Origin of the sequence: Gaetbulibacter sp. PBL-D1 (assembly GCF_050509525.1) — a bacterium.
GTDB classification, from domain to species: domain Bacteria; phylum Bacteroidota; class Bacteroidia; order Flavobacteriales; family Flavobacteriaceae; genus Gaetbulibacter_B; species Gaetbulibacter_B jejuensis.
On sequence record NZ_JBNWKB010000004.1, the window covers coordinates 115,952 to 129,128 of the forward strand.

The 13,177-nt window shown below is 33.5% G+C and carries 12 protein-coding genes; 1 reads left to right on the forward strand and 11 read right to left on the reverse strand.

The features are described from left to right. Nucleotides 1-12: 12 nt before the first annotated feature. Genes ACQ0RB_RS04845 through ACQ0RB_RS04875 form a run of 7 tightly spaced genes read right to left on the reverse strand, consistent with a single transcriptional unit; the run spans nt 13 to nt 5,847 of the window. Nucleotides 13-942 carry a mevalonate kinase family protein gene (locus ACQ0RB_RS04845; RefSeq protein WP_430496875.1) on the reverse strand — a complete coding sequence of 310 codons (930 nt, stop codon included), beginning with the start codon at nt 940-942 and terminating at the stop codon, nt 13-15. 38 nt (nt 943-980) lie between these two features. Further along, entirely contained in the window at nt 981-2,063 is a 1,083-nt protein-coding gene (locus ACQ0RB_RS04850) for a diphosphomevalonate/mevalonate 3,5-bisphosphate decarboxylase family protein (RefSeq protein ID WP_430496877.1), read from the reverse strand. 33 nt (nt 2,064-2,096) lie between these two features. After that, nucleotides 2,097-2,747 (reverse strand): hypothetical protein, encoded by a 651-nt coding sequence (locus ACQ0RB_RS04855; protein ID WP_430496879.1) that lies wholly within the window; start codon nt 2,745-2,747, stop codon nt 2,097-2,099. A 28-nt stretch (nt 2,748-2,775) separates the two neighbouring features. Continuing rightward, the gene (locus ACQ0RB_RS04860; RefSeq protein ID WP_430496881.1) at nt 2,776-3,300 is read right to left on the reverse strand and encodes a DUF1697 domain-containing protein; all 525 of its coding nucleotides are present in this window, start codon (nt 3,298-3,300) and stop codon (nt 2,776-2,778) included. 14 nt (nt 3,301-3,314) lie between these two features. Beyond that, nucleotides 3,315-3,710, reverse strand: a complete 396-nt coding sequence (locus ACQ0RB_RS04865) for an endonuclease domain-containing protein (protein ID WP_430496883.1) — start codon at nt 3,708-3,710, stop codon at nt 3,315-3,317. 41 nt (nt 3,711-3,751) lie between these two features. Further along, nucleotides 3,752-4,981 carry an NAD(P)/FAD-dependent oxidoreductase gene (locus ACQ0RB_RS04870; protein ID WP_430496885.1) on the reverse strand — a complete coding sequence of 410 codons (1,230 nt, stop codon included), beginning with the start codon at nt 4,979-4,981 and terminating at the stop codon, nt 3,752-3,754. Continuing rightward, complete coding sequence (locus ACQ0RB_RS04875; protein ID WP_430496887.1) at nt 4,981-5,847, reverse strand: acyl-CoA thioesterase; 867 nt, start codon at nt 5,845-5,847, stop codon at nt 4,981-4,983. The genes ACQ0RB_RS04870 and ACQ0RB_RS04875 overlap by 1 nt, the downstream gene beginning before the upstream one ends. Before the next feature lie 119 nt (nt 5,848-5,966). Here ACQ0RB_RS04875 and ACQ0RB_RS04880 point away from each other — a divergent pair, with 119 nt between their 5' ends. Next, nucleotides 5,967-6,785, forward strand: coding sequence for a hypothetical protein (locus tag ACQ0RB_RS04880; RefSeq protein WP_430496888.1), 819 nt, complete (start codon nt 5,967-5,969; stop codon nt 6,783-6,785). Here the strand turns inward: ACQ0RB_RS04880 and ACQ0RB_RS04885 are convergent. The 4 genes from ACQ0RB_RS04885 to msrB are packed head-to-tail and all read right to left on the reverse strand — an operon-like array spanning nt 6,782 to nt 13,065. Continuing rightward, on the reverse strand, nt 6,782-10,489 hold the full coding sequence (locus ACQ0RB_RS04885) for a metallophosphoesterase (protein ID WP_430496890.1): 3,708 nt from the start codon (nt 10,487-10,489) through the stop codon (nt 6,782-6,784). The two genes, ACQ0RB_RS04880 and ACQ0RB_RS04885, sit on opposite strands and share 4 nt — an antisense overlap. A 28-nt stretch (nt 10,490-10,517) precedes the next feature. Beyond that, nucleotides 10,518-12,074, reverse strand: coding sequence for a protein adenylyltransferase SelO (locus ACQ0RB_RS04890; RefSeq protein WP_430497013.1), 1,557 nt, complete (start codon nt 12,072-12,074; stop codon nt 10,518-10,520). After that, the gene (gene msrA / locus ACQ0RB_RS04895; protein ID WP_134198577.1) at nt 12,074-12,610 is read right to left on the reverse strand and encodes a peptide-methionine (S)-S-oxide reductase MsrA; all 537 of its coding nucleotides are present in this window, start codon (nt 12,608-12,610) and stop codon (nt 12,074-12,076) included. Before msrA ends, ACQ0RB_RS04890 begins: the two co-directional genes overlap by 1 nt. Before the next feature lie 5 nt (nt 12,611-12,615). Then, nucleotides 12,616-13,065 (reverse strand): peptide-methionine (R)-S-oxide reductase MsrB, encoded by a 450-nt coding sequence (gene msrB / locus ACQ0RB_RS04900; RefSeq protein ID WP_343795917.1) that lies wholly within the window; start codon nt 13,063-13,065, stop codon nt 12,616-12,618. Between the last annotated feature and the right edge of the window lie 112 nt (nt 13,066-13,177).

Genomic DNA, 13,177 nt, shown 5'->3' on the forward strand with positions numbered 1-13,177 from the left:
TACAAAAAAGACCTAAAAATTATAAACTACTTCTAGTTTATAACCTTCTAACGCTTTTTTGGCTTTATTAATGTCTTCAGTGAAACCTAAAATATAGCCTCCTCCACCAGAACCGCAAAGCTTTAAGTAATAGTCATTGGTTTCTAAACCTTTCTTCCATAGTTCATGAAATTGCTTTGGAATCATAGGTTTAAAATGATTTAAAACCACTTTAGACAATTGCTTGGTATTATTAAACAATGATTTAATATCACCTTTTAAGAAGTCTTCAACACAAGCATCTGTATGTTTTATAAATTGGTCTTTAAGCATATTACGGAAACCTTCTTGCTTCATGTTTTCCATAAAAATACTAACCATAGGAGCTGTTTCTCCTACAACACCACTATCTAATAAAAAGACAGCACCTTTACCGTCTACTTTTTGCGAAGGGATACCTGTTGCTTCAATATTATCTTTTGAATTGATAAGAATTGGCAAACTTAAATAACTGTTTAACGGATCTAATCCAGAAGATTTTCCATGGAAAAAGGATTCCATTTCAGAGAAAATAGCTTTAAGCTGCAATAACTTTTCACGTGTTAAATTCTCTAAAACGGTTATTTTATCATGAGCATATTTATCGTAAATCGCTGCAACAAGTGCACCACTACTTCCTACACCATAACCTTGTGGTATAGACGAGTCAAAATACATTCCGTTAGCAATATCTTGCTTTAACGATTCAATATCAAAAGTCACTAATTCAGCATCAACTTGCTCTAAATAATCAGCAAATCGTTTTAAAGCGTCATTGGATGCTTTTGCTTCATTGGTAAGCTCTGATGCTACTTTTAAAGCTCCATTATAAAAATTATACGGAATAGATAATCCTTTGGAATCTTTAATGATTCCATATTCTCCAAAAAGTAGGATTTTTGAGTAAAAAAGTGGTCCTTTCATAGTTTCAATAGCAATCTACTATGTAAATATACGATTAATTATTCTATTTGGTTCGCTCCAAAACCAATTTGGTCGCAAATATATTCGCCATTTTTACAATATGCAACTAATTCGTTTTCAATAAAGTTAAGAATTTCTACTTTTTCAGATTCTGGATATAATATATGAACATTAGCACCTGCATCTAACGTAAAACCAATATAAAAACCTGTATCTTCTCTAAACTTCCAAATACGATTAATTACTTCCAAAGTGTTTGGTTTCATTAAAATGTAATACGGATTGCTAGTCATCATCATCGCATGCAAGGTTAACGCTTCGCTTTCCATGAGGTTGATAAATCCTTTTAAATCGCCAGCTTCTAGAATTGGTTTTAGCTTTTCAAGATTATCGTGAGCTTGCTGAAAACGACTTACTGCATAAGGATGATTATGCATTAAATTATGACCAACTGTACTACTTACTTGTTTTTCGCCTTTATCAATCAACAGGATGGTATCTTGATAGTTTTTAAAATGGTCGTTAACTGTATAAGGATATTTCACTCCAAACAAATCACTGCTTTCAGCTACGTGTTTTGTGTGTCCCCAAACTATCAAATCACCTTCCACACTTCTGCATGCCGAACCAGAACCTAAACGCGCTAAAAACGATGCTTTTTGATTAAAAAACGTATTTGACATTTCTGTATTAAACAGTTTTTCAACACTCATTAAACACAATGCCAAAGCACTCATTCCTGAAGCAGATGATGCAATTCCTGAACTATGCGGAAACGTATTTTTTGTTTCAATAGTAAAATGAAAATCCTTTAAAAACGGTACATATTTCTCAACACGCTTAAAGAATGTTTCAATTTTTGGTTTAAAAGCGTCTTTTTTTTCACCATCTAAAAACACATCAAACGAAAAATCGCTAGTTGCCTCCTTTTGCTTGTATGATAGTGTTGTTATGGTTTTGCATTGACTTAACGTAAAACTTATAGATGGATTCTCTGGAATTTGTGGATCGCGTTTTCCCCAATATTTCACCAAGGCAATGTTACTAGGCGACTCCCAAGTGACTTTTCCTTGTTTTAAAGTGTTTGTATATGGCTTTGGAATAAAATCTTGTTCGGTCATTATATATGTTTTATTAAAAAAGTCAAAAAACTCTTAAAGATGTTCATCTTCCCAAATCTCTATTGATTGTTTACCAATAACAACAGTTCTTAAGCCATAAACATATCTCATTTTCTCTGCATCATCTTTACGGATTAAAGCTGTAACTAAATACAATACGAAATCCCGTTTAGATTTATTCAGTTCTTCATTCCATAAATTAAATACTTTCTCACAAAAACTTTTGTAATCGTAATCTATGGTATAAGTAAACAACAACGCATCACAGTTTTTATATTTCTTACATGTTTTAGCTAATTTTATGATTTCTCCTTTAGGTTTAAAAACCGTATTTGTGTCATATTCCCATTCAGCACATAAATAAACATTATTCTCATAGTCTCTTACAGCTCCATCATGTCTGTTTTCTACTTCAAAATCACAAGCTAAATTCACCATTTGGCAAGTCCTTAAAAAAGTATTGGCTGTGTGTTGTGTCCAATTTGACCTTCCAACTTTTTCTTTATTGTAATAGGAACCTAAATCCTTTAAATACGTCAAATTAAACACTTTAACTATTAATTCAGAAAATATTTCAGGTTTAATAAAACAATTAGAAAAACTAGAGAAACGTTCATACAATTCTGCCGTTTCCTTTTGAACTTCAATTTCAAAACCTTTAATATTTATTTTTTTCGTTTCCATCTATATTTTCAAACTTCTTTGCCCATAATTATTCCGACAAAGATAACAACTTTAGCATTGTTTTATAGTTTCTAGCAGTTGCTGTGACATTTAATTTCTTTTCAAAGAAATTATTGTTGTATTTGGTTTTCCCATAACCTGTGGAACAGTAAAAATAAATACAGTTTTTGGCTATTGAAACTTCTTCGTTTGGGTATTTTATTTCTGCAACAGCATCAATCAATTCTTGCTTTGGCGCATCATATAATAATGAGAAGTAGCTGTTTTGCTTTTTTTCTTCAGAAAAAGGACAATCATCAAAAATTTGTCGCAGTACTTTAGGCGTTATAACCAAAACAGGCACATCAAAGCCAAAATGATTTTTTATAGTAACTTCTATTTGATTTTTAATTGTATCAATAGATGCAGTCGCATCAAAAATGACGTTACCTGTCTGAATATAAGTTTGCACATTTTCTAAACCAGAATCTGTTAATAGTTTTCGTAATTCTGCCATCGGGATTTTCTTGTGTCCCGATACATTAATACCACGAAGTAATGCTATATATTTCATAATTTATTTCCCTCCTAGAAAGGAGGGATTAAGGGAGGTGTATTATTTTCTTCAAATTTAAGAATATAATCTTCAATTGCTCTAATAACATTATCAATATCATTCATGATTTGAAAATCAGAAAAACGCAAAACATAAACCCCCAAATCATTCAATCGTTTTGTCTTTTTCACATCCTTTTCATAAACCTCTAATATTTCATGAGAATAGCCATCACACTCAATAGCTAATTGTAATTTATTACAAAAGAAATCAACAATATACTCATCAATAGGCTTTTGTCTGTGAAAATCATATCCATACATCTGGTTTCTGCGTAAATAAGTCCAAAGTTTAATTTCTGACTTTGTTGCGTTATTTCGAAGTTGCCTTGCTAATTCTTTAAGTTTTGGATTGTAATAAATTTTCATTCGAAACTAATTTATATGAACACACCCCAAATCCCCTCTTTTTAGAGGGGACTTTTTTTGGCTATCGTGTTTGCAGCAATAAAAGCTCCTGTCCAAGCATTTTGGAAGTTAAAGCCACCTGTAATGGCATCTATATTGAGTACTTCGCCAGCAAAATATAAATTAGGAACGCGCTTACTTTCAAACGTTTTAAAATTAACTTCTTTTAAATCGATACCACCTGCAGTAACAAATTCGTCTTTAAACGTGCTTTTTCCATTGACATCAAAAACGGCTTGTGTTAACTGTTCTGTAAGACTGTCTAATTCTTGCTTATTTACATCTGCCCAACGTGTATCTTGAGTCATACCTGACGCTAAAACCAATTGCTGCCATAAGCGTTTAGGCAATTCAAACTGTGGTAATTTATAAACTAGTTTTTTACCAAAATCGTGTTTGATAGCTTTGAGATGATCTAAACAACTCTCAAAATCTTGCTTTATAAAATTAATTTCAATTTGAAATTTGTAATCCATTTTTGCTAATTCCACAGCGCCAAAAGCCGATAATTTTAAAATAGCAGGTGCGCTCATTCCCCAATGTGTAATAAGCAAAGGGCCTTGCGATGATAAATCGGTTTTTAAAATGTTAACTTCTACATCTTGAGCAACAACTCCTGGAATGTTTTTGATACGTTTATCATTAATATTAAACGTAAATAACGACGGAACAGGTTGCACAATCGTATGTCCTAATTGAGATATTAGTTTCCAGAATTTCACGCTACTTCCTGTGGCTACAAGTAGCTTTTCGCATTGAAAATTGATGTCTTTTGTTTTAATTTGAAATACCTCTTGCGCTTCTAAAATTTCAATATCCTGAACATTTTGGCTGTACAAAACGTCTATTTGAAGTTTTTTTGCTTCGTTTAAAAAACAGTCTATAATAGTTTGCGACGAATCGGTTACTGGAAACATACGACCATCTTCTTCTATCTTTAATACTACACCACGTTTATCAAACCACTCAATCGTATCTCCTGTCATAAACTGATGAAAAGGTCCTAACAACTCCTTTTCGCCTCTTGGATAATTATGCACCAATTCCTGCGGAATAAACTCTGCATGCGTCACATTACAGCGACCACCTCCAGAAATTTTTACCTTTTGTAAGCCTTCTTTATTTTTTTCTAGAATGCAGATATTGAGATTTGGGTTTTGCTCTGCACAATTAATAGCCGCAAAAAAACCTGCTGCACCACCACCAATTATTATAACGTCGTAATGTTTCATTAGCTATTTAATGGACGCATTAATCCTTCTTGAGCCACTGAAGCTACAAGTTTTCCGTCTCGTGTAAAAATGTTTCCTTTGGCAAATCCGCGTGCATTTGATGTATTAGGCGATTCGATAGAATACAGCAACCAATCATCAAAATCAAAATCTCTAAAATACCACATAGAGTGGTCTAAACTAGCAGTTTGCGTATTTCCCCAATGTGCTTTACTAGCATGACGATTCATTGCAGCAGCCAGAATATTATAGTCTGAAACGTATGTTAAAATTTGCTGCTTTGATGCTAAATTCAAATTACTTGTGTCGCCTTTTAATTTAAACCACACGTTTGTAAAAGGTGGCAAATCTTCTTTATTAAACGGATTTACAACCTCAACAGGTTTAAACTCAATTGGGCGTTCAATTTCAATAAACCCTTTTGTTTTTTCAGGAATCGCATCGCCAAATTGCTCTAGCATATCAGTCCAACTCATTAGTTCTTCTGGTTGCTTTACCTTGGTATTTATATCAATTTGATGATTATAGCCATCTTCTTTTTTATGAAACGATGCCGAAAGAATAAAAATGGTTTTTCCGTTTTGGTCTGCAGTGACACGACGTACCGAAAAACTTCCGCCATCTCTCACCAAAGCCACATTATAAATTATAGGAAGTTCTAAATTCCCTGCTTCTAAAAAATACGCATGCATAGAGTGCAAAACTCTATTATTAGTTATGGTTTGCGAAGCCGCATTAATGGCCTGCGCCAAAACCTGACCACCAAACACATTTGGGCTTCCTACGGTTTTATTATACCCTTGAAACACATTTACATCAACGGATTTTAAATTGAGAAGTTCGAGTAAATCTTCAACTTTTGTCATAATCATAAAGGCTTTTTAGTTTCAAAATTATTAAAAATGAGCAAGCAATAGCTCATATTTTATAAATACTTTAAGGTTAATAATTTTAGTTTGGTTAACAATCTCAATATCTTGTCAGCATGAAGATTTTTATAATGATTAAAGCCCAAATTTTATTTTTCGCCTTTATTTTAACCGCTTGTCAAACAGGAAAACTAGACGTAGTTTGCAATATACCTGAACATCTCACTGAGGTTTCAGCTATTGAAACTATTGATAACAATGACTTGTTTTGGGTTATTGAAGATAAGGGAAATGCTAACAACCTTTACGCAATTGATGTTAATGGAACTTTAAGTAGAGATATAGACATTGATAATGCAGATAATATTGATTGGGAAGAATTGACTTCGGACACTGAAGGCAATATTTACATTGGAGATTTTGGGAACAATTCAGGTAAACGCGACGATTTTTTTATTTATAAAGTAGCGCATTCAAATTTGAATGATGACGACGTTAATGCTGAAAAAATTGAGTTTTCATTACCAAAAGGTATTAAAAAGAAGGATTTTGAAGCTTTTTTCCTGTTTAATGACCATTTTTACCTTTTTAGTAAAGAAACCAAAAAATGTGTATTGCTTAAGGTGAAAAATGAAATAGGAAAGCAAACTGCAAAACTTGTTACTGAATTTAATCTTGACGGAAAAGACAATAAAATCACCTCTGCTGATATTAGTAACGATGGTAAAACTGTAGTGCTTTTAAACCATGACAAGCTATGGAAAATCACAGGTTTTAGTTCAGATAACTTTTTTAAAGGCACTATAGAAGCTCAATATTTTGACCATAACTCTCAAAAAGAAGGTATTTGCTTTAAAGACCAAAACACCGTTTACATTTCTGAAGAGCGCAATGGCGATTTAGGCAGTAACATTTACAGCTTTAAGCTTCATTAAAAGTTTAAACCAAAGCCAAACGAGAATCGCCAACCTTCGACACTATTAAAAAAGTTGAAAGTTCCTGAAAGACTTTCGGCAGCAGTTATCCAAGTACCAAAACCGTAGTCGTTGTGCCACTTTTCGGAATCTTCATATTTTGCCCAAACTCGACCTACATCAAAACCTCCAAAAACACCTATTTGAAATGGTAATGTTTTTGTTTTAAAAGATGGAAAACTGTATCGTAAATCGGCACTTGTAACCAAGGAACTTTTTCCTGTAAATCGGTCTGTTCTAAAACCTCTTAGTCCATTATGTCCACCAATAATTGCACCTTGGTAAAACAAGAAATCATCACCAAATCTTAGCTGAGTTCTGATATCTGTTTTAAGCACAAGCTCTCGCATACCAAGCGCATTGTAAAACCCTAAATTTGAGTTTACAAAAGCAAATATGTTTTTAAACTTTTCTAATTCGGTTTTTGCTCCTGCATTAAACATAAACGTCATTCCTTTGCTTGGATTGATTTTATTATCAAAACTTTCATATTCATAAGTTGCATCAACTGATGAAAAATAACGTCTTTCATAAAACGCTTCATCTGAACCAACTGGAACCAAATCGGTAATTATTCTATTTGGTGAGTCTTGTAACTCTACACCTTCAAAAGCAAGTTTAAACCCATAATCACTACCAAATCCAGATTTTTTCACAATTCCAATAGCTGCTCCATAAACACTGGTTTTTACCCTATTGTAATCTAAACCTAAATCGTCATCATTATTTACGGTTTCATTACCATATCCAAAGTAATTATTTGCAAAATTCTCACTAGTTAGTACTCCGCTTAAATGCAAGTTCCATTCACCAAAAATATTTGCAAATTCGCCTTCATACCTTAAATCAAAACCACTTGTTGCAAAATAATACCCTGTTTTAAACCTATGTTCTTGTGAAAACGGATTACGTTGGAACCCTTTTACTGAGTAATGAATTGAACCACCTATTAAGAATCCATCATCTGGGTTGAACCCCAAATTTGGTGTAATTACAGTATTTCTAGTAATATTTTTCTTGAAATCAAAAAGGTTTAGGTTGTAAACATCTGTCAATTTTATCTGCGCGCCTTTATTTTCTTGAATTGTGTTCTTTTTACTTTTATGGTCGTAGATTTTAACGCGTCGTCCTTTTTTTATAATGTAAGTGTCGTTTTCTTGACCTCCAATTAATCTTGTGAAAATTAAGTTGTTAGCCTTTCCTGTAACTTCAAAAACATCTTTATCATCTAAACCATAAATCCATAACTCCTTTGTGATGTCTTTATCAAAAACTCTATCAACCAACACATCGGCTTTTTCTCCATCTTTAATTCTTGAGATTGTAACCTGAGTTTTGTTGTCTCCAATACGCTTTACTTCAATATAATCGTCTTTATCAGTTGCTGAAAGAATTACTAATTCATTTAAATAATTGTAATACCTTTTGGCAATGTCTTGCAGATTACCTCTACGTCCTTTTAGCTTCTGTTTGATTTCTTCAAAAGTTTCGTCTTGAACTTCTTTAGGTGTTTTTGAAAAAGCATGCTCAATAACATCATCTGTAACGTTTTCTTGTAAAAACTGTGCTTGTGCTAACCATACATCAAGTTCTGATTGCTGAATTAAAACTCGGTCTAGTTTAACTCCAGCACTATTCATCCATTTGACGTCTTTCAGTTCTTCATCATATACTTGTAACTGATTTGTAGACCCTGAAATTACTCTCATAACATCTAACAACGCACCATCAAAATTTGAAAACACTTGGTCTCTATCTCTTGGTATTGGTTTGTAGAGTTTATCTCCATTTTTTTGGTCAAATTGTGCCCAACGCCATTGGTCTTGGTGTCTGTCCCAATCTCCAATTAGCATATCGAACAAACGTGCACGAATGTATGCTTCTTCGTCTATTTTATATTCTTCATCCTTACGTACTTTTTCAATAATATCGTGTGTGCTTTCAATATCATCAGCATAACCAAAAGTTCTTTCATCAGTATAGTTATCTTCTGGTCGCTCTTCAATCATATATAACTCATCACCATATTCAGTATTAAAATCACCTAAGTGTTTATGCTTTGGAATATAGTACAGCTTTGGGTTGGTATGATACACATTTGCAGCATCAGACAAATCAGGAACTACCATAAACGCGTAAGGATGTGCTGCTGTATAGAAATCGAGAATTAAACTTTCAACTTCGGTTTGTTCAAACTGATCTTCAATATAATTTTCTTTAAATAAAACCGCTTGTAAGTACTGCGTTGCACTTTTTCGTAATGCTCTCATGTTGAGTTCACGACCATCTTTTGTCTTTAATCTTAGAGATCTTGTTTGGTGTCCTCCACCTTTTCTAACTACTTCTAAACCTCCATAAAGGGTATCTAACGTAGCTACTTTAGCTTTAATTTTTGTACTATAAACTTTTCGGTAGTGATCTCCCCAAACCGATTTAAAAAACATAGATTTATCTGTTTCTTCTTCATCGTAAACAGAAACTTCAACTTCATTAGGAAACGTATCAGGAAGCGATGATGTATCAAAATGCTTGTTTGGTTTATAAACCTCTTTTTGAAACATAACTTTAGGTGTATTACCTTCGGCATCATAATATCTCACCCAAGAACTTCCATCTTTAAAAACGGTAAGTTCAGCAAACCCTTGCTTTCCATAGGAAAACAATCCGTCGTGTGATAATGCTGCATAAGACTCTTTAGCTCCTGATCCTGAAACTATTTGTTTTATCCCTTCGTGCTCAATGTACTGCAAGGTATGTTCATGACCTGAAACAAAAACGATGTTTCCACTTTCCTTCGCTAAAGTTTCTATTCTGTTAACGAGTTTATGGTATCTTTCGTTGTATCTATCTTGTATTGAAATTCCTCCTTGAGTTCTAATTTGTGTAATTACCGAACCTAAAATTGGCATTGGAATTTTTTGCTGCAATGGAAATAGATGTTTTATTGCTGCATATTGTCCTCCATGTGTACCATTAGTGTACATAGGATGGTGCATCGCTAAAACAATGGTCTTGTTCTGCGCTTTTTTAATTTCTCCTTCGAGCTCTAGAATAAATCTATCTCTTGTTTTTATTTCGCACTCATCATTTATAGTTGGGTTATGATTCCAGTTTTCGAGATACCACTGACTATCTATAATGATTAATTGAACTGTTTCATTTACATCTATACTCTCTAAAGGACAACCGTTTTCAGGCAAAAAAGTGTTTTTCCCTAAAGCATCCTCTACATATTTCTCTTGTGCTTTAACACCTTTTACACCATTGGCATACCACTCATGATTGCCAGGAATAAAAATGATTTCACCTTTAAAATCTTTAACCGATTTAAATTGAGCATCAAGATTGTTTTCATCACTTGCTCTCAATTTATGGTTTTTACCATGAAGTCCTGAAGGATATACATTATCTCCTAAAAAAAGAACATAATCGTCTTTTGTTTTCTTTCCTTGCAAATGTTGATTTAAAGCCGTTAAACCTTTTGACATTCCATTTTCTGGTGATAACCCTGCATCTCCAATAAGATAAAATGTTTTATCAATTTCTTTATCAGGAAATGTAGGTTGCGACCACTCTTCACTACTATATTGAGGTTTGTAAGTAGCGCAACCAATGGTTAAAAAAGTAATGACGCTTAAAAACAAAAGCTTTTTTGCGGATATCATATGTAAAATTTTATTATAAAAATACTAATTAAGAACTGCATGACAGCATTGAACACCCTATTTTATGTCTTGCCCATTCTGGTCGTTTTGCAAACCACTTTTCATTTCCTAGTTGTTCGTCGTAGGGCTTTTTTAACAATTCAAACAACTCTTCAACCAAGCTATAATCTCCTTCTTCGGCTTTATCTATTGCTAATTGTGCCATGTAATTTCGCAATACATATTTTGGGTTTACAGCATTCATTTTTTTAGAACGTTCAGTGCTACTCAACGTTTCCTTTTTTAATCTTAACGCATACTTATCAAACCAAAGCAGCCACTTTTCTTTTATTTCATTAGATATTTCAGAATAAAAAGCAGGCTTTATGAGTTCTAAACCTCTTTTTGGATTATCTACTGAAAACTTAGAAAGCAACCTAAAAAACAGTGTCATATCTGTTTCAGATAACAATAACGTTTCTTCCAACTCATGAATAAGTTGTATATCTGAATCCTCTTTAAATTCCAAACCAAGTTTTGAACGCATCATTTCTAATGATTGTTTATCAAAATTGTTCTTATAGGCTTCTAAAGCTGTTTCAAAAGGCGTGGCATCTTCAACCAGAGCATACAACGCGTTTGCTAGTTGGTATAAATTCCAAAGTCCAATATTGGGTTGATTTCCAAATCTGTATCGCTTATGTTGAGCGTCTGTTGTGTTTGGTGTCCAACCATAATCAAAACCTTCTAACCAACCATAAGGACCATAATCTATGGTTAAACCAAGAATTGACATATTATCAGTATTCATTACACCATGCACAAAACCTACTCGTTGCCAATGGATAATCATCTCTAAAGTGCGTTGACAAACTTCATCAAAAAACTTAATATAAGTCTCTTTTGATGGCTTTCCTAGGTGAGGAAAAAACTGATTAATTGTATAATCGGTTAATTGAGTAAGCGTTTTTAAATCTTGTCGTGCTGCGAAAATTTCAAAATTCCCAAAACGAATAAAAGTTGGAGACACTCTACAAACTATTGCTCCTTTCTCATAAGCTGAGTTACCATCATACATCACATCTCTAAGCACTTTTTCTCCTGTTGACAACAGTGCCAAAGCTCTAGTAGTTGGCACTCCTAAATGATGCATTGCTTCGCTACATAAATACTCTCTAATTGATGAGCGCAATACTGCCAAACCATCACCTTGTCTTGAGTATGGAGTTTCTCCTGCACCTTTAAGCTGCAAAACCCATTGCTTGTTGTTTTGCTGAATTTCAAAAAGGTTTATAGCACGACCATCACCTAGTTGTCCAGCCCAATTACCAAATTGATGTCCACCATAATTCATGGCATAAGGTTTTGTGTTTGGATACACACTGTTACCAGACATTATTTGCAAAAAATCATTTGATTTAAGGTCTTGCGCTGTTAAACCTAAGTTTTTAGCTAAGTCCACTGAACTATGAATCAACTCAGGGTTTTGAGTCAATTTAGGATTAACATAAGAAAAACACGCCTGCTCAACTTGTCTTCTGGTGTTTTCTAAAACTACATCAGAAGGCAAGTTCTCAGAAAATGTGTTATTGATATTGAATGTTATCATATTAATTTATCGGCATGCAGTTGACGTAGTTTAGCTAATTTTGGAGTAATTACAAAATTACAATAGCCATAATCAGGATTATTCTTATAAAAATCTTGATGTTCAACTTCGGCATCATAAAATACATCTAGTTCACTAAGCTCTGTAACTATAGGGCTTTCAAAATATACATTAAGCTCATTTAAAACCTGTTCAGCTACTTTTTTCTGATTGTCATTATGATAAAAAATCACTGAACGATACTGTGTTCCAACATCAGCACCTTGCCTGTTTAAAGTTGTTGGATCATGCGTTGTCATAAAAATTGTGATAATATCCTTATATGAAATTATATTAGGATTAAACTCTATTTGAACTACTTCGGCATGACCTGTGAGCCCTGAACAAATTTCTCGATAGGTTGGTTTACCAGGAACTGTTCCTCCAGAATATCCCGAGGTTACCTTAACAACGCCTTTAACCTGTTGAAAAACGGCTTCGGTACACCAAAAGCATCCACCACCTACTGTTGCTAATTCATGTGTTGCATTCATAATGTTTAACCTTCCTTTTGCAACGTTAATGACTCCGAATTTACACAATACCTTAATCCACTTGGCTCTGGTCCATCGGGAAAAACATGACCTAAATGCGCATCACAAACGTTACACATAATTTCCACGCGAATCATACCAAACGAAGAGTCCTTTTCATATTTAATAGCGTTTTCCTTTATAGGCTGTGTAAAACTAGGCCAACCAGTGCCTGAGTTAAACTTTATGGTAGAATCAAACATTGGTGTATTACAGCAAACACAATTGTATTTACCTGCTTCGTGTGTTGAACAAAAGGCTCCTGTTCCTGCCATTTCAGTACCTTTTTTTCTTGTAATTCGATATTGATCGGTAGTGAGTAGCGCTTTCCATTCTTCTTCTGTTTTTTCAACTCTTTTGTCTGGTGTTGGATTACCATTAACTGAAAAATCGATAATATTTTTCCAAGTAAGCATATGTTGTCCTTTCTTTTATTAATTAAAACTGAAAAAAATGTGTTCAAAATTAGTCGACATGCTTCTATTTTACTTACAATCAAAGCGTAAAAGCAGTCTGCTGTTTTTCGAT